The 315-nt window shown below is 61.9% G+C and carries 1 pseudogene; it reads left to right on the top strand.

From position 1 onward, the window contains the following. Nucleotides 1-90: 90 nt before the first annotated feature. Nucleotides 91-315 (top strand): annotated as a pseudogene (locus tag HMI57_RS18275) (HNH endonuclease); the annotation flags it as partial.

Here is a 315-nt window from a genome sequence, read left to right as displayed (position 1 = left end):
GCAGAACCAGATTCGGGTGAGCCGGGTCCTGAGTGGTTGTTTTCTGAAGCGTGGGCTTCCTATTACTTCGGCGATGACCCGGATGTGCGGGTGCGTTCCAGTAGTGAGCCTCCCGCGTTGTCGGGACGGCTGCAGATGGCTGCGGTGGGTGGTTTGGATGCGGCTCAGGTGTTGGACACCTTGAAGGACATCGACGAGGCACGGTCCTGGTTGGACGCCCAGGAAGCGAAAGTCGTGACCCGGGCCCTGGACCTGCAAATCGAACACACCCGCCACGATCCGAGGGACTGGGGGTACGAGAAAACCGTGACCGCG

The sequence above is a fragment of the Arthrobacter sp. 260 genome (assembly GCF_013116745.1).
Taxonomy (GTDB): Bacteria; Actinomycetota; Actinomycetes; order Actinomycetales; family Micrococcaceae; genus Arthrobacter_D.
Note: the sequence above shows the minus strand (reverse complement) of the source record. Positions and strands in the feature narration are given on the sequence as shown.